This is a genomic window from Pseudoalteromonas sp. NEC-BIFX-2020_015 (assembly GCF_012952265.1).
Lineage (GTDB): Bacteria > Pseudomonadota > Gammaproteobacteria > Enterobacterales > Alteromonadaceae > Pseudoalteromonas > Pseudoalteromonas neustonica.
In genome coordinates this window covers 19383-39209 of record NZ_JABCJL010000007.1, presented here as the reverse complement: position 1 = coordinate 39209, position 19827 = coordinate 19383, and the positions used below count along the sequence as shown (strand labels likewise).

The window sequence follows — 19827 nt, the reverse complement described above, 5'->3', positions numbered from 1 at the left end:
ATGCTTTCTGATGCATTAAAAACGACGATAAGAAAAATTCATAAGCATGTGGCTGATAACCTCAGTGATTATCGCCCTCGAAGCAGTCAAAATTATTTAGTCGCCGAAATAGCCAAAACACTGGCGGGTGAATACCACAAAAAGCAGCGCATTTGTGTTATTGAAGCCGGCACGGGTACCGGTAAATCCCTCGCGTATTGTTTAGGGGCATTACCACTGGCGCTTGCACAAAAAAAGAAATTAATTATTTCTACCGCCACCGTTGCACTACAAGAGCAGCTAATAAGTAAAGAGCTGCCATTTTTTAAAAAGCATTCAGGCTTAGATTTTAAATTTGATTTAGTGAAAGGTCGTCAGCGCTATATATGTGCGCATAAACTACATAACGCCATAAATGGTGATAATCAAACACAAATGGAGTTTATGCCAACCCTTGCTTCGCCACTGAGCGCAATGGAAACTAGATGCTTGCAACAATTATACGATGCTTACACCAAGAAAAAATGGCAAGGCGATCGAGATAGCTGGGCTGATACTATTCCCGACCGCGTGTGGGGATTAATTGCCTGTGATAAACATGCATGCCAAAGGCAAATGAAGGCGCACCAAACCTGCCCATTTCAACTTGCTCGTCAGCGCTTAATGCAAATGGATGTGTTAGTAATTAATCATTCACTATTATTAGCTGATCTCGATTTAGGGGGCGGTAAAATTTTACCTGAGCCTGATAGTTCGATTTATGTAATAGATGAAGCGCATCATCTTGCACACATTACTCGCGATTTTTCATCTGCCGCGGCAACAATTAAAGGCACCATTGACTGGCTTGATAAACTCACCAAGTTCAGTGGTAAAATGGCCAAAGTGCTCGTGGGCCAAAAAGCCATAGGGCAAAATTTTAAACTGTGCGACAGTATAAATGATGCCAATAAAGACTTAAAAGTGGTGCGTGATATTTTAGATAATGCCGATTTTAACTATTCAAAAGACGATACATACCGCTTTGAGCATGGTGAAATTCCTGAGTCATTACACACTAAAGCAAAAGATATCAGCGAAGCCACTTTAGATGCCCTTCGTTGTTTAAATAAAATGCACGACACCCTGGTGCAAGATGTCAGTGATGGCGATATCAAACCCTATGTTGCCGATCCTATTTTAGGTGAAAGCGGCCATTACATAAATCGCTTAGAGCAACTCAATAAACTATGGTACAGCTACGCCACTAAAGGTGAAAGCACGCCGCATGCCCGTTGGATAAAGCGCTTAGAGTACAAAAACCATCACGATCATTTATTAAGCGACTGCCCCATTGAAGTTGGCTACTATTTAAAAGATAAATTATGGCGACAATGTGCAGGCGCTGTTTTATGCTCAGCGACACTGACAGCACTTGGATCATTTGATCACTTTGCCTATGAAACAGGATTAACTAAAGAAGAAGGCGTAAAATATTTAAAAGTGCCTTCGCCTTTTGATTACCCGAATCAAGCCACGTTACATATTCCAACCTCAAGTATAGAGCCAACTCATAAAGAGTTTAGTGATCATTTAGCTAAGGTATTACCCAATCATTTAAATAAACAACAAGCTAACTTAGTATTGTTTGCGTCTTATTGGCAAATGGATCACGTAGTCAAAGAGTTACGCGCTAAAAATCTTGATATTTTAGTCCAAGGTGAAATGTCGCGCGAAGCGCTATTAAAGCAACACACTAAAAATATCGACGCAGGTAAAGGCAGTATTTTGTTTGGCACGCAAAGCTTATCTGAAGGGCTCGACTTGCCGGGTAAATACCTTGAGAATTTAGTGATCACTAAAATTCCATTCGCCGTACCCACCTCCCCGATTGAAGAAGCACAAGCTGAATTTGTACAAAGCAAAGGAGGGAACCCATTTTTATCGATTACCGTGCCTGATGCAGCCAAGAAATTAGTACAAAGCTGTGGTAGACTGCTGCGTAAAGAGAACGATCAGGGACGGATCACCATCCTCGATCGCCGTTTAGTGACCAAGCGCTACGGTAAAGCCATGCTTGATACACTACCACCCTTTAAAAGACAAATTGATTATTAATGTTTGAACTTGCACTCGACCCAACAACCTGGGCACTCCTTTGCGCCGTGGCTCTGGCCGCCGGTTTTATAGACGCAATTGCCGGCGGCGGCGGTATGCTTACAGTACCCGCACTATTAACCGCAGGCCTACCTCCACATTTAACATTGGGCACCAATAAACTCGCTGCTAGTTTTGGCTCACTGACCGCCAGTGTCACTTATTTTCGGAAGCAACTATTTAACCCTCGATTTTGGGCCGCATCTATTGTTGCAACCGCAATCGGTGCATTACTTGGTACGCTGATTGTTGATTACCTCAGTATTGAATTTTTAAACAAGTTACTTCCTGTTGTGATCATTATGGTGGCCTGTTACAGCCTATTTGGTAGTTTAAGCACAGTAGAACACAACCAATTACCGCCACTAAATAGAGCGACTAAAATCAAACAATGGCTACAAGGCCTAAGCTTAGGTTTTTTTGATGGATTAGCCGGTCCTGGAGCGGGGACTTTTTGGACAGCATCTAATAGCTTACTCTATAAAATGAGCTTGCTGCTGAATTGTGGTTTAGCGCGTTCAATGAATTTTGTATCAAATTTTGTCTCCCTCATTACTTTTATAGCACTTGGCCATGTTAACTTTTTATTGGGCATCACCATGGGCTTCTTTTTAATGTTAGGTGCATGGATAGGTGCTCATTCAGCCATACGCTTTGGCAGTAAATTTATTCGCCCGGTATTTAATACCGTTGTGATAATCCTAGCGCTAAAACTAATTTATGAGGCGTATTTATAAATGCGTGCAGACTCTTTTGATAAACTTTGCCAGCAAGTAACAACATTAAAGCAACATGCTGAACAATTTGATAAAGCTAAGTTATTCGCTAAAAATAGGTATATGCAGGCACAACCAAGCCTATTTGATCGGGGTGTTTTCACTACAAAAAGCATGAAATTAGTTGATTACGTGCTGGAAATTGAAGATGAAGTAAATAGCCTTCCGCCATTAGAACGTCGCCATGCTCACAATTATGCATTAGAGCGTATTGGCAATCAGGTACAAGCGGTATTTAATGTCATTAAATCTACGCCTATTTGGGAAAAAGAAAACAAAAGCACGTATAAGCCCCGCAATAAGCCTGTGAGTAAATCGCTACCTTATCAGCAAGCTGTAAAGCAAATTATGCAGCCTGCCCATGAGTTATACGACGAGCTTAAACAAAATCACGAATTCGAGCGCCGCTTAGTACTAATGGTCGAAGAGTGTAAGCTGCGAATGCAAAATGTGGGCCCTGTAAAAGCCAAAGCCATAAACTTGGAGATACTGGCTCTGCACGCGCGCCTTGGTCGTTGTCGCAAAGCCATATCAGCCACCGAAGAAAAAATTCAAATCGTAGAGAAACAGCAACTACGCTAGAGCGTGTTGCCTTTGTGGATTGAAATTTATTCAATCTAGGAGAAGCAACACACACCATAGGCGCAGCCTTGCCTACATACCAAATAGACTGCTGCAAAATCAATCAGGAAAGGTCAACATGACCTAGCACCCGTTCCTTAGCCCTCTTAATAATATAGCGTTTAAAGCGTTTGTCGATTTATCCTGTCGCGTGGTATAAACTGAAGTAGCTGAAATATAAATCTGGAGCAACACTAGTGCGATTACATGACGATATTCATAACTTTTATGAAAAGGTAGTTATAGAGGAAATAATCAAACGCGAGCTCGATAAGCAGTATAACGAAGATGTTATGGCCGACTTTTGCTGCACTGTACTAAACCAGCTTCCACCTCGATATATTCGTTATGATGTAGATATGGCGTTTTATCTACCGCAAGCCGAACGTATACAAATGGAAGAACGCGTAGCCATTGCAATTAACGTTGCCATTGAACAAATAGCAAAAAAAAAGAGTCTGCATGAGTAAAGAGTTAACCCAAGCACCTGTACATGTAAAATTAGCAGTCGACTTAATCATGCTACTAGAAGAGCACAATGTAGCAACTGAAGATGTACTAAAAGCCCTTGAGATCATAAAAAACGACTACGAAAAAAAACTAATTCAATAAGCCAGCATTAAGCTGGCTAACCCCCCCTTAGCCCTACTCCCCTTTAAATATAGCAACATACGTAGGTTGGGTGTTTGATTTACTAGCGCGGTACATACCACTTGTATTAAAAGGTAAACTAATATTACCTTTAGTATCAACGATGATCACTCCCCCCGTGCCACCTATTGGTTTTAACACATCATTAATTACTTCATCACCCGCTTGATCAATCGTTTTATTTTGATATTTAACCCGAGCACAAATATCAGCAGCTACATTGTAGCGAATAAAATACTCTCCATGCCCAGTTGCAGATACTGCACACGACTCATTTTCAGCGAAAGTACCAGCACCAATCACTGGCGAATCCCCTATACGACCAAAACGCTTAGCAGTCATACCGCCTGTTGATGTACCTGCAGCTAAATTACCCTTTTTATCAAGTGCGACTGCACCAACAGTGCCCATTTTATAGTTCACAGGTAACGCATGATGTGCGGCTTGATAATTTTTACTCGTTACTTTGGCTTTATCTAACTTTTCTTTTGCTTTTAGCAATGCCTTATAACGGTTCTCTGTATCAAATAAGTTATTCTCTACCAACGGAATACCGTGTTCTTTCGCGAATTCTTCAGCACCTTGACCACTAAGCATTACATGAACTGACTTTTCCATCACCAAACGCGCTAGGTTTATTGGGTTTTCAATGTGCTTTACACCCGCAACAGCGCCCGCTTGACGGCCCCGCCCATCCATAATAGAAGCATCAAGTTCATGGCTGCCGTCATATGTATAAACAGCACCGCGCCCAGCATTAAAGTAAGGTGAGTTTTCTAACACATTAATTGCTGCCGTCACCGCATCTAGGCTTTCACCGCCCTGCTCAAGAACCTTATAGCCTGTTTCTACCGCTTCTTGTAGTTTGGCTCGATAGGCCTTTTCTTGCTCTGGGGTAAAACGACTTTTTTCAATTGTGCCTGCGCCGCCATGAATAGCGATAGCAAATGGAGTTGATGTGTTCGCAATTGTACTAACGGAGTGAGTGCTTAAAGCAATGGCTGCCACACTAATAAAAGCATTTAAGAGAGGTAGTTTCATACTGGCCAGTAACATTTAAAATAAGTAATTATAATGTGAATAAATTGGCGATGAATTACAACCCTAACTAGATAAAAGCCACAAAAAAAGCGCCTAAAGGCGCTTTTTCTCAGTTTCGGTGAAATTACGCTTGTTGCGCTTTCAAACGAGCTAAACGTGCTACTTGGTGAGTAGACGTTAAAAATGAGTAAATTGGTGCTAAATAACCACGTTTACGAAGCTCTAAGAAAGCTTCATCACTTAACTCATTCAGTTTTTTCTCATCAATCAGGTAAATACCGTTGATGTCTTTTTTCTCGCCTTTAATATCAACTGTTAGTGTTTGTGCTACTAAAAGCTCTTTATCCGCAAGGTATTTAGTGAATGCTTCAGTTACGTGAGAAAATTCAATAAATGATACTAGCGCTTCTTTACGACGTTTTAAGTAATCAGTTTCTTCGCCGTTTTCAAATAATGCATTACCTTCAGCATCACCCACTAAAGGACTAGCTTCATCAATAACGATACCGTATTGATCTTCTTCAGGGTGTTTCACTAGACCCAGTGGGTAGCGTGTTGTTGCCATAGGTGCAAACGATGCAGTCCACTTACCATCTTGCACAAAAAGATTTTCGCCTGGCTCTAAACCAAACATAGCTACGGCCTGAAATTGACCTGTCTCGTTATTTTTAACGAAAGACATTGGGAATTCATTCGCAACTCGTGCAAACTCATGTGCAACTACAGGCACTAAGTGTTGAGTTTTTAAAAATTCTACGTTAATGCCGTTTTGAATTTTAGTGTTGGCATGTTTTTCATTGTGTAAAGGCTGTACTTGTTGCTCCGCCATGTTACTGCTCCGTTATATATAAATTAATTTTTTTGCTGTTAGTACCTAAGGCTACGCGTTTTGAGCCTAAATTGGAAGGAAGAAAATAACGCATTTCCATAAAATTTTCTCCGATAACACCATATTACAATCGCTTGAATAGCCTAATCAAATTTTTGTCATCCCATACTGTTTAATTTTGTTAAGGAGCTCTCTATTTTTCGGAAGTTGACTCTTCAAGCTATCAGTTAACTTATCAATCTGTCCCAGCTTAATTTTTGCTTGTTCTGTAAATGGATAAGCCGATCGATTATAAGTTAGGTCAGTTTTATAACCCATTCCATATAAAACAAATAAATAACTATCTAATACAAACGGTTCAAACGCATTTCCAAAATCATGTTTACTTGGAGGATGATACTGCCAGTGTGCCAATTTCTCTTGGAGTGAGTCTGGAATTGATTTTGGATCGCAATTATCAATCCAATATTGGGAGTCTCGTCTTTGCGAAATACAATAATGTAACTTAATAAAATCGACACTTTTTTGCCAACGCATTGAAAATGTGTTGTTAAACTTACTTTCAACGTAAGGCATTGCAGATAGTTCTCTTGGAAATTGATCCGCAATCATATTAACGCCAGCCTCGATTAAGAAAATTGCAGATGCCTCCAATGGCTCAATAAATGCTGCTGACATACCGATTGCAACACAGTTTTTATGCCAAAACTTTTCTCTGTAACCTAAGTTAAGATTAATTTTTCTAACCGCTAATCCTTCAGCCATTTTACCTGCATACTTGCGCAACGCTTTTTCAGCAGCTTGTTCAGTTGTATGTCTGCTACTATAAACATAGCCAATACCTCTACGTGATTGCAATCCTATATCCCAGATCCATCCTGCATCTTGCGCTGTTGCAATGGTGTTAGACGCGATAGGTGCATCATCTGATTCATAAGGAACTTGAAGTGCTAAAGCAGTATCATTAAAAATAACATCACTAATACTATTCCACTTGACTCCTAATGCTTCACCAAGAAGGATTGCTTTAGAACCTGAACAATCAATAAATAAATCACCATTCACTTCACTTGCGTTATCTGTTAATACTGACGCTATGTTGCCATTATCAGCCTGAAAACTTACATCGATAACATTAGCACTTACGTGCTTTACACCAAGTTTCTCAACACAATGTTTTGTTAATAACTCTGCAAATTTATTAGCATTGAGATGATATGAGTAATTTTGAATAGCTTGATATTGTGGTGTAGTAACTAATTTTGGGGCAAACCCCAATTGCGAAATACGACTTTGAGAAGCAGCAAGTAAATCATAAGGCATTTCGCCTAAGTCACCATTAAGCCAATAAGGCGCCATGTTAAAATCATAAGAAGCATGAAAAACAGCATTAAGTGGATGGAAGTAACTGCTTGATTTACCATCTACAGGGGGGTTCGCCCAATTCACAAACTCTGCACCTTGTTTAAAGCTAGCCTCACAATAAGTGATAAACTCAACTTCATCAATACCAATTTCTTGCAAGGTAGTTCGAATTGTTGGCCATGTTCCCTCGCCAACTCCCATAATTGGTATGTCCGGTGACTCAATTAAAGTAATATTTACTGAATCAGGTGCAAGGATATTTAATTTCTTAGCTAATAAAGCCGCAGATAACCAACCCGCAGTACCACCACCGACTATAACTATTTCATTTACTAACTTTTTCATTTCAGCCCCACTTTGGCACTTGATACCGTATAAATCTAACTTAAACTATGCTGATATATTTTATTTAGTAACTCTCTATGCGTCGCTAAATCTTTAAATTGTGTTATTTGATCACAACATAAAGATTTAAAGGCCTTGACCAAGGCCAGTTACTTTACTCTATCACCCAGAATGATTGTTTCTAAGCCTGCTTTTAAAGCCATTATACTTTCCCCTAAAAATTCTAGATTAATGATTAACATTAAAAAAGGGAAGACAATGCCTTCCCTTTTTAAATAACACAATCAGATTACTAGAAGCGGTACGCTACTTTAACCGCATAGCGTGAACCGTTATCAGTTACAACTCGAAGTGTATTCAATCCACCACCATAGTATTGGTTAGTGATTTCATTTGTTAAGTTAACACCTTCTAGCGATACATCTAGGTGAGCAGTTGCATGCCAAGTCACTGACGCATCTAAAAATTGTTGGTCAGAGAATGAATCATTACCATTACCTAAAGCAGTACCTTCGGCAAAAAACTCATCACGAGATGTATACGCAGCACGAGCTGTAAACATTTCATTCTCATAATAGCCGGTTAGGTTATATGCGTTACGTGAAGAACCTGGTAAACGAATTGTATCGCCACTATTAGTCTCACCTGTTGCATCTACATAAGTGTAGTTAAACAACATACCAAAGCCATTATCAAAGTTAGTTTGATACTGGAACTCTGCACCTTCAATTTGACCACCACGACCTTGGTCAGGAACACTAACTTCGTATTGACCAGGAACTGGTACGTTCGTTAGATTCTCGCTAATTGTCTTAGTTGAAATAAATGAAGCAATGTCTTTATTGAAAAGTGCAAATGATACAAGTGAAGATTCATTATAATACCACTCTAGACCAATATCCATCTGAGTTGCACGGAATGGTTCAATCGCAGGATTACCACGTGTAGCTTGTAGACGACCACTTTCTGGAACTGTTTGCGGTAAGCCTTTATAACCTGGAGTTAATTGGCTATAACCTGCACGTGTCATTACTTTAGCCGCAGACATACGTAATATTACGTCTTCACTTAAATCAAGTGCGGCATTAAAGCTTGGTAACCAATCGCTGTAATCACCTTTAAATGTATCTTTGCCTGTAAGGTTTCCGTTATATGCTAAACCTTCAGTATCTGTTTGTACATAACGTACACCAAAGTTACCACGGTAGTTATCACCACTGAAGTTACCTTGTGCGTATAACGCAAGAACGTCCTCTTTAACACTACCCCAGTTACCTTCTTGGAAGTCCCATGCTGTAGTAGCATTGTTCAATGCATTCCAATAAGCTTGGCCATCTATTTTCACATAAGATGTCGGTGTTCCACCTGTTACAACATTACCAAAATCTGTTAAATAGCCATCAGAAAAATCACCAATATTGGTAACGTTTAACTTAGTAGCATCAACTGTTGCACCATAAGCTGAATTTGAAAATTCATGTGAGCGAATTTTAATACCGGCTTCAAACTCAGTAATTGCACCCCAATCAACATACAAATCTAAATCTAGTTGTGCATAAACTTCTTCATCTTCTAGCTCTGTTCGTGCAAGAGAATGACCTTGCAATGCTTGCCAAGATGCATCTCGTAGATCAACACCATTAGGAACCATAATCATGCTGTCATTTAAGTCCATGTTTACGTCAACAGTGATGCCTGTCGCAGCACTTACAGGCTGACCCCATAAACCATTTGCATTACCACCATTACCGCCATCTGCCCAAGTTTTACCTAAAGCACCTGATATTTTATATGTATCACCTTGGTAAGAACCCTGCAAATCAATAACATTACTTGTCATTACAGCATTACGAGTATTAGTATCTTGTGCTAACCAACTTGCATCATTAACCGTACCAACTAAAGGTAAACCATTTAGTGCAGCACGACCGCTAGTATTGGTCATTGTTTCGCCATTAGCACCGATAGTTAGGAAATTTTGGTTTGTATTAAATGCATCTAACTCTGTACGTAAGTAATGCAGAGTAAAATCTAAAGCATCTGTTGGAGCGTATTGTAGTGTTAAATCAAGTGCTGTTCTTTCACGGTCTTGATCAAAACCAGCAATGCCCGATGCTGACCATGACTCTTCCCAGTAATTTTCTGATTTACGACCACGGCCGATTTGCTCTAACATAGAGCCCATTGCCATAATACCAAATGTTTCGTCATCGTTTTTCCAGCTACCTAAAACAGTAGCACCAAAACCATTGTCATCACTTAAAGAGTTAGTGTTAGCTTCAACAGATGCGTAAATAGTTAATGCATCAAGTTCAAGAGGTTTGCGTGTACGCATTACTACTGTACCACCTACACCACCTTCATCAAGAGAGGCCACTGGTGATTTATAAACTTCTAGGCCTGCAATCATTTCAGATGGCAAAAGATCCATATTAAAACTACGTTTATTTGAACCTTGAGAAAACCAGGATGTAGAAGCTACGAATTGACCATTTAACTGAACTTGTGTAAGTGTTGGATCAACACCACGGATAGACACTTCAGCACCTTCACCAGCAAAACCACGATTGATTGAAACACCAGCTACACGTTGTAGTGATTCGGCGATGTTCTTATCAGGGAATTTACCAATGTCTTCAGCTGAGATTGAATCTACTACTGCATTTGCGAAACGTTTAGTATTAACTGCTGCTTCTAATGAGCGGCGAATACCACGTACTTCAATTACTTCTAAATCTTCTTGAACTTTAGTTTCTTCAGCTGCGAATGCAGCACCAGTGAATCCGGCACTCATAATAAGGCCGATATTTACTGCTAATAAGCTTCTTTTTAAATTTTTAGCTAACACAGGATTCCCCTTGAATCATTTTGTTGGTTTTTTATTTATCACTTCTGCCCAGTGATGATGACAGCGTTGTCATCTAGTAACAAACCATACACTCTAAATTACAATTGTGCTACATCTTTTTGGTGAGTTTTTGAAAAAAAAGCAACCTAAAAAACATAACCAATTGAAAATAAATAAATTTAAAATAGAGTATTTATGATTTGTTACATTTTAACGTGACAAATATACCATGATTAAGTTCAAAAAGAGAAAATATATGGAGTGATTTAAGGTAATAAACAAGGAAAAACTGACTAAAGTGTAAAAAAAACGTTCCATTTTGATGTGCTTTCACACACAAAATGAAACATCAACTAACTAGTTGGAAGGGTGTAACTGTGTCTTTCATTCAAAAAGTCCACTGCTTCATGGTTATATGATAAATAGTTAGATTAGGGCAAATAAAATAACTCAAGGGGCGCAAATAATTATCATTACCAATGACAGCGTTGTCATTTTTAAATTATAGGTTCCTATTCGACTTATGTCTACCTTTATTTCCACAAAAAATACAACCATTTGTTGGTCCTTTTCTGCAATTGTCTTTTCGTTATACTCAAGAGGCTTATAGGCGTTAATATAACGATACTTTATCCAATTTAAGGACACTTAACTGGTTGAATCTAAATAAAACCTCAGCATTAAAGCTGTTAATTACAGCTCAGTGGGTATGGCTACTTGATGTTTACTTATTGGACGGTTGATCGACTGTTGTTAAAACTTTACAGGAGGAACGTGCTTATCGGGCGTTAGCAGGACGTGGGAGCTTTGCTCGGCTTTTACTTAGTCGACTCGATTACAAACCTCGCGACGCGGTCCCCCGTGAATTGAACGAGCTTTAATCCGCAAGGGTCAACACGCCCTAATAAAGAATAAAAGACCTACGAGAACAGTTATCCATTGCTGTTAATCTAAGCAGTTAATCTAAATAACCCAGAAACGCTCTGGATTTTCTGCAAAAACTCTAACGCTAAAATAGAAAAGCAGACCTGCTGGTCTGCTGGTCTGCTTTTTAATAATTAATATAGCTCAGGCTAATATACCCAAGCCACCTCAAGATGCAAAATTCAACGTTTCATTGGGGATTAATGTCAAGGCGCTACTTTGCAACAATGGCAATCCCTTTTAAGAAGTAACAACGATGAGAGTAAGTCCCTGTAAAACGCCCAACGGGTTGGTTTAAAAGCGATTTATACTGCGTCACTTTTATAAGGGATTGATTTTAACAATAGAGCCACTATTACTTGCAATCAATGCCTTGCCTAAATCGCTTTTAATTCCAACTGAAACTCGCACCTTGCGGTGGCTTGGGTAATACAGCAAGTTAAGGGGCCCAATAAACTTCTATATTAATTGTAGGGTGATTTAAAATAGCGCGAAGTGGCATATCATTAACATCACCACCTGCTTTCGCGGCTTTATACACTGCTAGTTTCTCTTCACCACTAATCAAAAGTTTAACAACTTTCGATTGTGCAATTGCTGATAACGTTAAAGTCATGCGCTGTGTAATATCACCTGTCACATCACTTTTTATGGCATTAATTGCACACACTAATTGTGGAGTTTCCAGGCCATTTTGCAAACCATCTGCATGTGGAAACAATGACGCGGTGTGGCCATCCGGCCCCATTCCTAAAATAGTTACATCAAATGGGCGTTTCAGTTGTTGGTATGCCGCTTCACATTTTGCGATGCCCTGCTCAGCAGTTACTGCACTATTTTTCATAGTCACGAAGTTAGCTGCTGCCCCATGGTTTTGTAATAAAGTGCTTTTTATAAACACTTCATTGCTTTTGTCATGTTCTGTATCAACCCAACGCTCATCAACCATAGCAACATCAATATTTTTCCAATCTAGTTCTAGGTTTGATAAGTGCTTATAAGCAGGAGCAGGTGATGAGCCCCCTGATACCATAAGCACAGCACGTCCATCAGCCTCAATTCCGCTGATCAAACTTTGTTCAAGCGTTGCTGAGAGCTCTGCTGTTAATGCATCTTTTGAATCAAAAAATTTCTCTACAATAGTCGCCATTACTTACGCCTTATCGCCAGTGTTAAACCAAACATGATTTTTTTCAGCTAATAATTCATCAGCATCATCAGGCCCCCAACTACCTGCACGGTATAATGATGGATTCCCTTTTTCTTGCCAACGCTCAACAATAGGATCAATCCACTTCCAGGCTTGACGAACTTCATCACGGTGAATGAATAGCGATGGGTTATTGGCTGCAGCATCAAGCATTAAACGTTTGTACGCATCAGAATGAAAACCATTACTATAAGCTTGTGAAAGCTCAATGTTCATCGTTACCGGCTCTAATTGCATCTCTAAGTTATCAAGACGTTTCGACATCAAAGTTAGCTGAATAGTCTCTTCTGGCTGCAAGCGAATAACCAATCGATTAGGTTCAATTTTGCCAACATTATCACCGTATACATTGTGTGATACTTTTTTATATTCAACCACAATCTCGGCACAACGCTTTGCCATACGTTTACCTGTACGCAGGTAAAATGGCACACCAGCCCAACGCCAATTATCAATATGCGCACGAATGGCAACGAAAGTTTCTGTTTTACTTGAACCTTCATTTAGCTCTTCTAAATAACCTGGGACAATTTTTCCATCCAAGTCACCTGGGACATATTGGCCACGAACAATATTGTCATCTACATCCGTAGACATCAGTGGTCGTAATGACTCTAATACTTTTAGCTTTTCAGTACGGATACTATTCGCATTAAGTTTATTTGGTGACTCCATAGCCACTAAGCATAGTAATTGTAATAAGTGATTTTGCACCATATCACGCAAAGCGCCGGCTTTATCATAAAACCCTGCACGGCTTTCAAGACCAACGGTCTCTGATAAGCTAATTTGGATATTATCAATTGATTTAGCATCCCACATATTTTCAAATAATGAATTTGAAAAACGCAATGCCATTAAGTTTTGTACTGTTTCTTTACCGAGATAATGATCGATGCGGAAAATTTGATCTTCTTTAAAAAATTCAGCAATTTTTGCGTTGATCTCTTCTGCTGAATTACCGCAATATCCGATTGGCTTTTCAACAACTACACGAGACGTCTCAGTGATCAGACCTTTACTTGATAGTATTTCACAGCAGCTACCATACACAGCAGGTGGAAGTGATAGATAAAATACACGTGATTTACTTTCATCGTGCTCATCTAGTATCGCTTTTAACTTATCCCAGTCATCATCCGCTTCTGTAACGTTTGTTACGACTGGTACTAAGCACGCTGAAAATGCTTTCCAGTCTTTAGCATTAAACTCGCCTTTGCTCAAAAATTCTTTTAGCGCTTCGTGCGCTGTCTCTTTATATTCTGCACGTTTACTTTCTTCACGAACGGTCGGTAAAATACGCGAACCTTGTGGTAAGTTGCCTTCTTGATATGCGCGATACATTGCAGGTAGTAATTTGCGCAATGCAAGATCACCGCCGCCCCCAAAAATTACAATATCAAAAGGATTTAGCATAATTGACTCTCTACGTTTGCTATGCCCTGTTGTCGACTGCTCATTTAACAGTTCAGGCATACATTCTGTTGTTTAGGTGATGTCAGCTTTTAGCATCATATTCGAGAAAAAGCCTGTTGAATTCGCTTGTTATTATAGCTGTTATAAAATGAGTCTTAGGGGCTCTGCATATCCTCTCACAAATATACAGGCCCTAAGAACTCCAGCGCTACCCGTTCAAAGGTATTTGGTTGCACAGTCGTGAACTGTGCGAATTTTCTACTGCGTTCGATGTTGCTTGTAATACGCCATTAAGCCATTTGTCGAACTATCATGTGGATGATTAATATGATCATCAAGTAACTCGGCTTCAATTTTTGAGGCTAGGCCTTTACCGAGTTCAACACCCCATTGATCAAAAGAACAAACATTTAATATGATGCCTTGGCAAAAAATCTTATGCTCGTATAAGGCTATCAATCGGCCAACCGCTTTAGCATCTACTTTATCTAATAACATCGATGTCGATGGACGATTACCTTGATGTATCTTGTGGTTTAATAACTGTGCTATTTCGGCTTCTGATTTACCTTTTGCGGTTAAATCTGAATGCACTTGTTGTGCATCAACACCCATCATCAACGCTTCTGTTTGAGCGAAGAAGTTAGATAATAATATATCATGGTGCTCGCCAACACTTACTTGAGGCTCTACAGATGCAATAAAATCAGCTGGGACAACGACGTTACCTTGATGCAAACATTGATAAAAAGCATGTTGGCCATTTATCCCTGTCATACCCCATATAATTGGCACAGTCGTGTATGCAACTTTGTTACCTTCAAAATTTACATGTTTACCATTACTTTCCATTTCACCTTGCTGCAAATATGCAGGCAACATATGTAACGCCTGATCATAAGGTAATATAGCCTGCGACTCATAGCCTAAAAAGCTGGTATTCCATACGCTCAGTAACGCCATGAGTAAGGGGATATTTTCTTCGAATGCTGCGCTCTGAAAGTGTTCATCAATTTCAAACGCACCTTCTAGTATTGCTTCAAATGCATCAAAGCCTAAATATAACGCAATGGGTAATCCTATCGCACTCCATAATGAAAAGCGACCGCCTACCCAATCCCACATAGTGAATACGTTTTCATTGGCAATACCAAATGCAGCGGTTTTCTCTAAATTTGTGCTCACTGCGACAAAATGCTTGGCTATTGCTTGTTTATCATTGGCTGAATCTAAAAACCATTCAACGGCCGTTTTGGCGTTGGTCATCGTTTCTGATGTTGTAAATGTTTTAGATGAGATTACAAACAATGTGGTTTCTGGATCGATGTTTTTAAGCACTGAAGCAATTTGTACACCATCAACATTTGAAATGTAATGTACTTTTAAGGTGTCATCAGCGTAGCTTTTTAAGGCTTCAGTAGCCATTTGAGGCCCAAGGTTTGAACCACCTACGCCAATACTCACTACATCTTTAACTGTTTTGCCTGTATAACCCAACCACTGTCCGTTGCGAACTTTTTCAACGAACAACTTAATTTTATGTAATTCAGCATTGACAACTGAACTGACATTTTCATCATCTATAATTAATGATGATTCTGCACGATTGCGCAGTGCCGTATGAAGGACTGCACGACCTTCGGTAATATTGATTTTTTCACCGCTGAACATTTTTTCGCGCCAGCGAATAATGTCGCACTCTTTTGCAAGTGTAATAAGCTGTTCAAAAACATTGTTATCAATTTGTTGTTTTGAATAATCAAACAAAACACCTGGGATCTGAGTTGAAAATTGCTCGAACCGTGTGCTGTCTTTAGCAAATAAATCTTTAAGATGTGTTTCTTTCATCTTATTTGCACTTAACTTTAATGCTTGCCAACTAGCTAACTGTGAACGACAACTCATATTTAACATCCCCTTAAACTTGCAACAATCTGATTTATAACTATCTTTATATAGAAAGACTAGAATGATAGTGTATTAACCTACAAAGTAAGTTAACGATAAGTTAAAATGACAACGCTGTCAATATTCTACTTTTAAATTTTACAATCGAGATAATAACGTACTTTTACTCTTTTGACACCGGTATCATATAATTTATCTCAATTATTTTACTGCTCTTTTCTACTAACTTTAGATACACTAACTGGTTCTGATGAAGAATTGATGACGCGTACTAGTATAAATACGCGATCTGCTTTCTTCTCGCGTTCATGACAACATTAAAACAACAACCTAATAAGCAACTGTATGAAAGTAACTATAAATGATGTAGCAAAACTCGCGGGGGTTTCAATGAAAACCGTATCGCGAGTAATTAATAAAGAACCTTCTGTTCGTAAAAAAACCTTCGATATAGTCATGGATGCTGTCAAAGAACTTAATTATCAGCCTAACCTAGCAGCAAGAAACCTAGCGGGTACTTCGTCGTTTACTGTCGGGTTAGTTTATGACAACCCTAATGCTTACTATGTAATTGATATGCAAAATGGTGTACTTTCACGTTGTAAAGAAGAAGGGTATGAATTAGTTATCCATCCATGCAGCTACACAGATTCTCAAATGGAAGAAGAGTTTATTACGATGATCAAACGTTCTCGTTTGGCAGGGCTCGTACTTACACCACCGCTTTCTGAGCATAGTAAAATTACCAATTTATTAGATGAATTAAAAATTCATTATGTGCGCGTTCTTTCAGGTCGCCCTACGGATGATGATCAAGATACCTGTATCTATGTAAACGATTATAAAGCAGCTTATGAAATTACCACACATCTTCTAAAGCATGGCCATACAAACATCGGTTTTATCTGTGGTGATAAAGAACATAAGTCAACCAGTGAACGCCTTGAAGGCTATAAAGCAGCACTCGTCGATTTTGATACGCCGCTCAATGCTGCTTTTTTATATGACGGAAAATATTCTTTTGAATCTGGGGTCGAGGGTGCTAAAGCATTACTTAAAGACAATAATGAATTAGCAATTACTGCTATCTTAGGCGGCAATGATGAAGTGGCCGCTGGCGCGCTGTTTGCTTCTCGACTAATGGGGATTCAAATCCCGGAGCAACTATCTATCACAGGATTTGAGGATTCGCCATTCTCACGTCAAACTTGGCCAAAGCTCACCACTGCGCATCAAGCAAATGATGTTATTTCGCAGCACGCAGCGCGTTTATTGTTTACTAAAACGCGTGGCGCACGTAATCAAGATAAAGAAATTATTACCTCATTTACACCGTCAATCGTGATCCGTGAAAGCTCTGGACCAAAACAATAAACCTTCACTACTATAATTAAGACGCTTTTAAGCGTCTTAATTATTAACACTTTGCTATTTTATAGCAATGCCATCCCACCGCTGAGATTATAAACATCCGTAAAACCAAGCTGAGATAAGTTAGTGGCGGCTTGCTTTGAACGATTACCGCTGCGACACAGTAAGATATATTTACCTCGTGGGTTTAATTGCCCGTCAACTAACGCGTTTGCCATCCTGCTTAGCGGTATATTCATCACTCGCGCAGGCTTGATTGAAAACAATTGAGGAATATTATTTGCACCATGTTCGTACGGTTCACGAGTATCAATTAAGGTTACATCATTTGTAGCTAACATGTCTTTTGCTTGTGCCGCATTTAGTTCATACGCAGTGCTATGTTGCAAACTATCAGCATACCCACACAAGGTTGCAAATTTCGATAAGTTAGATTCATCGCTGTGACTTTTTTTACTAGCAAACTCAGCATCACTTAATTCATTAACTAACAATGCATGCAATAGCGGTGTTTGCTGTTGCTGAACTTGCCAATTAATCGCAAAACACTGTTGATAATCATGACCAGAACACATTACCGTCGCATTATCTAAACGTTGTGATAATTGGCGTAAAGAGTACGCCATTACTAAGGCATCGCCACCATCTATTGCGGTATTACCAAGTCCCGCAGGTAACAGTAAATCACCGCAAAAACAAAAACGTACTTGCTTAGATTGATTACATCGCAATAAATAACTAACACTATCTACACTGTGCCCTGGTGTCGCGACTCGTTCAATTGTGCACTCAGGTAATTCTATGGCAGTTTGATGTACAGGCCACCCTAGCTGATGTTCAGCCTCAAGGCTGAATCTCAGCGCTTGTGCGAGTAAGGTTATTGCACCACTGCGCTCTTGGTGGGCATGGGTATCTAAAATAGCTGCCACCGTTAAATTTTGTGTATGGACTATTTTTTCAAGACGTGGAATAAGCTCAATAATAGGATCAATAATGACCGCTTGCTTGTCTTGGCTAACGTAAAGCCAGCAACACGCTCCTTGATGTCTAAATTGTGTTAGCCCTAATGCACATGCTTCTTGCAACGGGAATGCTGAATCAGAAACCACTAAACAGTTGGCCTCAAGAATCGGTTTTAATGATCGAATTCTCTCACACGCAAGATCAATTTCAGCCTCCGTTGTGGCTGGGCCAAATGATAAGCGAATTGCGTTTTCACTGCGCCAATCACTTACCCCCATAGCATCTAACACAAAACTACGATTTGCACCAGAGCTGCACGCGGAGCCACCACTAATACGGATCCCTGCGGCATCAAATAAATCCATAATTTCTTTACTCGTGAGCCCGTCAATGGAAAAGTTTAACGTCGTTGGCACCGACAATTCAAAAGCATGATTAAAGGTTAAGTTACCAAAGGTATCCACCAATGCCTGATGCAGCTGTTTACGATAACTATTTAAAACCTCGATAGATTTAAATGTATTGTCTGCTTTGTCGAGCAATAACGAAAAAAGTTTATTGAGTCCGGCGATCCCAGGTAAGTTTTCTGTACCCGAGCGCATTCCACTTTCTTGTCCGCCACCAGCAATAAAAGGTGTATATGCACTGCCTTGGCGAATGTATAACACGCCAATTCCTTTGGGAGCATACAGTTTATGGCCTGAAAAAGGTGCATAGTCAATCGTTGTATCACTCAGTGCTAAGGCGGTTTTACCTAGAGCTTGGACACAATCGACCATCCAAGCGACTTCTGTATTGTGAGCACGTATCACTGCTTCAATTGCGCTTAAATCTTGATAAACGCCTGTTTCATTGTTAACGGCCATAGTACAAATCATCAGTGCATCACTGGCGTATTGTGCAATAAAATCTAAATCTAAAATCCCCTCACTCGATACCGGGATTGCCAGCAAAGTGGCGTTAATACCCAAAACAGCATTCCAATGCAACAAGGTATTTGGTACCGCTTTATGTTCTGTTGCCCCATACAGTAAAACAGGGTTTTTCTTAGTATGCTGTTTAGCTGCTATTAGGGTAGATACAACGGCCGTTTGAATACCTTCCGTTGCCCCTGACGTAAATAATATATCACCTAGCTGAGCACCTATAACATCACGCGCTTTTTGCCGTGTTTGCTCTAATAAGTGTTTAGCTTGAATACCAGTGATGTGTGAGGATGAGGGGTTACCAAAACAAATTTGCATAGTGTGTGAGACGACTTCTGCAATGCACGGAAGTACCGGCGTCGTTGCGTTTGCATCAAGGTAAATTTGTGACGATGAGTCAGTAGGTAATAATAAGTCAGACATTAAAAACGCACCATATTACTAAAAGATATATCTTATAACCCATTCTACCTAAAATTAATGGGCCGCGTAAGAATCAATTAGTTAGTCAAGTGCGT

General features: G+C 39.6%; 14 protein-coding genes. 6 read left to right on the top strand and 8 right to left on the bottom strand.

Translation table 11 applies throughout. The features are described from left to right. The 5 genes from dinG to HH219_RS06895 all read left to right on the top strand — a co-directional run bounded on the left by dinG (position 1) and on the right by HH219_RS06895 (position 4124). Positions 1 to 2076, top strand: a complete 2076-nt coding sequence (gene dinG, locus HH219_RS06915) for an ATP-dependent DNA helicase DinG (protein WP_169327007.1) — start codon at positions 1 to 3, stop codon at positions 2074 to 2076. Next, complete coding sequence (locus HH219_RS06910) at positions 2076 to 2852, top strand: TSUP family transporter (protein WP_054454191.1); 777 nt, start codon at positions 2076 to 2078, stop codon at positions 2850 to 2852. Before dinG ends, HH219_RS06910 begins: the two co-directional genes overlap by 1 nt. After that, positions 2853 to 3473, top strand: a complete 621-nt coding sequence (locus HH219_RS06905) for a primosomal replication protein (protein ID WP_054205462.1) — start codon at positions 2853 to 2855, stop codon at positions 3471 to 3473. A 236-nt stretch (positions 3474 to 3709) separates the two neighbouring features. Then, positions 3710 to 3982: a late competence development ComFB family protein gene (locus HH219_RS06900; protein ID WP_169327006.1), complete on the top strand. Its 273-nt coding sequence runs from the start codon at positions 3710 to 3712 to the stop codon at positions 3980 to 3982. Next, a complete protein-coding gene (locus tag HH219_RS06895) occupies positions 3975 to 4124 on the top strand; it encodes a DUF2496 domain-containing protein (RefSeq protein WP_082379041.1) in 150 nt (49 codons plus the stop codon). The genes HH219_RS06900 and HH219_RS06895 overlap by 8 nt, the downstream gene beginning before the upstream one ends. Before the next feature lie 33 nt (positions 4125 to 4157). Here the strand turns inward: HH219_RS06895 and HH219_RS06890 are convergent, their stop codons facing one another. The 7 genes from HH219_RS06890 to pgi all read right to left on the bottom strand — a co-directional run bounded on the left by HH219_RS06890 (position 4158) and on the right by pgi (position 16046). After that, positions 4158 to 5204, bottom strand: coding sequence for an isoaspartyl peptidase/L-asparaginase (locus HH219_RS06890; RefSeq protein WP_169327005.1), 1047 nt, complete (start codon positions 5202 to 5204; stop codon positions 4158 to 4160). A 124-nt stretch (positions 5205 to 5328) separates the two neighbouring features. Then, positions 5329 to 6033 carry a SapC family protein gene (locus HH219_RS06885; RefSeq protein WP_169327004.1) on the bottom strand — a complete coding sequence of 235 codons (705 nt, stop codon included), beginning with the start codon at positions 6031 to 6033 and terminating at the stop codon, positions 5329 to 5331. Between the two features lie 147 nt (positions 6034 to 6180). Beyond that, the gene (locus HH219_RS06880; protein ID WP_169327003.1) at positions 6181 to 7743 is read right to left on the bottom strand and encodes a tryptophan halogenase family protein; all 1563 of its coding nucleotides are present in this window, start codon (positions 7741 to 7743) and stop codon (positions 6181 to 6183) included. A gap of 292 nt (positions 7744 to 8035) precedes the next feature. Beyond that, a complete protein-coding gene (locus HH219_RS06875; RefSeq protein ID WP_169327002.1) occupies positions 8036 to 10591 on the bottom strand; it encodes a TonB-dependent receptor in 2556 nt (851 codons plus the stop codon). A gap of 1363 nt (positions 10592 to 11954) precedes the next feature. Beyond that, positions 11955 to 12665 (bottom strand): 6-phosphogluconolactonase, encoded by a 711-nt coding sequence (pgl, locus tag HH219_RS06870; RefSeq protein WP_054205469.1) that lies wholly within the window; start codon positions 12663 to 12665, stop codon positions 11955 to 11957. Positions 12666 to 12668: 3 nt separating this feature from the next. Beyond that, a complete protein-coding gene (gene zwf, locus HH219_RS06865) occupies positions 12669 to 14141 on the bottom strand; it encodes a glucose-6-phosphate dehydrogenase (protein WP_169327082.1) in 1473 nt (490 codons plus the stop codon). Between the two features lie 258 nt (positions 14142 to 14399). Next, the gene (gene pgi, locus HH219_RS06860) at positions 14400 to 16046 is read right to left on the bottom strand and encodes a glucose-6-phosphate isomerase (protein WP_169327001.1); all 1647 of its coding nucleotides are present in this window, start codon (positions 16044 to 16046) and stop codon (positions 14400 to 14402) included. 348 nt (positions 16047 to 16394) lie between these two features. Between pgi and HH219_RS06855 the strand changes: the two genes are divergently transcribed. Then, positions 16395 to 17423: a LacI family DNA-binding transcriptional regulator gene (locus HH219_RS06855; RefSeq protein ID WP_054205471.1), complete on the top strand. Its 1029-nt coding sequence runs from the start codon at positions 16395 to 16397 to the stop codon at positions 17421 to 17423. A 59-nt stretch (positions 17424 to 17482) separates the two neighbouring features. On the opposite strand, the gene HH219_RS06850 is transcribed toward HH219_RS06855, so the two are convergent. Continuing rightward, positions 17483 to 19732, bottom strand: a complete 2250-nt coding sequence (locus HH219_RS06850; protein ID WP_169327000.1) for an aminotransferase class V-fold PLP-dependent enzyme — start codon at positions 19730 to 19732, stop codon at positions 17483 to 17485. Positions 19733 to 19827 lie beyond the last annotated feature (95 nt).

Coding starts and splice junctions, on each gene's coding strand:
- dinG (WP_169327007.1), top strand. CDS start 1: ATGCTTTCTGATGCATTAAAAACGACGATAAGAAAAATTCATAAGCAT.
- HH219_RS06910 (WP_054454191.1), top strand. CDS start 2,076: ATGTTTGAACTTGCACTCGACCCAACAACCTGGGCACTCCTTTGCGCC.
- HH219_RS06905 (WP_054205462.1), top strand. CDS start 2,853: ATGCGTGCAGACTCTTTTGATAAACTTTGCCAGCAAGTAACAACATTA.
- HH219_RS06895 (WP_082379041.1), top strand. CDS start 3,975: ATGAGTAAAGAGTTAACCCAAGCACCTGTACATGTAAAATTAGCAGTC.
- HH219_RS06890 (WP_169327005.1), bottom strand. CDS start 5,204: ATGAAACTACCTCTCTTAAATGCTTTTATTAGTGTGGCAGCCATTGCT.
- HH219_RS06885 (WP_169327004.1), bottom strand. CDS start 6,033: ATGGCGGAGCAACAAGTACAGCCTTTACACAATGAAAAACATGCCAAC.
- HH219_RS06880 (WP_169327003.1), bottom strand. CDS start 7,743: ATGAAAAAGTTAGTAAATGAAATAGTTATAGTCGGTGGTGGTACTGCG.
- pgl (WP_054205469.1), bottom strand. CDS start 12,665: ATGGCGACTATTGTAGAGAAATTTTTTGATTCAAAAGATGCATTAACA.
- zwf (WP_169327082.1), bottom strand. CDS start 14,141: ATGCTAAATCCTTTTGATATTGTAATTTTTGGGGGCGGCGGTGATCTT.
- pgi (WP_169327001.1), bottom strand. CDS start 16,046: ATGAGTTGTCGTTCACAGTTAGCTAGTTGGCAAGCATTAAAGTTAAGT.
- HH219_RS06855 (WP_054205471.1), top strand. CDS start 16,395: ATGAAAGTAACTATAAATGATGTAGCAAAACTCGCGGGGGTTTCAATG.
- HH219_RS06850 (WP_169327000.1), bottom strand. CDS start 19,732: ATGTCTGACTTATTATTACCTACTGACTCATCGTCACAAATTTACCTT.